Here is a 273-nt window from a genome sequence, read left to right on the forward strand (position 1 = left end):
CGCGACAAGCGCTCCTGGCTGGGCTCGACCTCGGCCAAGGCGATCATGTGCAGGTGCGGGTGCCACTGGCCCGAGTTGTCTCCCCGCTTCACTTCGTATGACCAAACAGCGCCCACAACACCATCGAGCACAGAGCTGCGACCACGTTGCCGGCGTTTCCATAGCTCGCGCTGGGCTCTATGAAGGTGCTTAAAGCGTTCAGCCAGGTCATCACCGTTCTTCACCGTCAAAGTCACCAAAAAAGGCCTCAGAGCCGTTTTCTCGGCTCGGATG

At 59.7% G+C, this 273-nt stretch carries 1 protein-coding gene; it reads right to left on the reverse strand.

Annotated features, from left to right (window positions below):
• Positions 1-88: 88 nt before the first annotated feature.
• The gene (locus ABG80_RS23855; protein WP_268760913.1) at positions 89-211 is read right to left on the reverse strand and encodes a hypothetical protein; all 123 of its coding nucleotides are present in this window, start codon (positions 209-211) and stop codon (positions 89-91) included.
• Positions 212-273 lie beyond the last annotated feature (62 nt).

Source organism: Aquabacterium parvum, assembly GCF_001447195.1.
In the GTDB taxonomy this organism is placed as follows: domain Bacteria; phylum Pseudomonadota; class Gammaproteobacteria; order Burkholderiales; family Burkholderiaceae_C; genus Aquabacterium; species Aquabacterium parvum.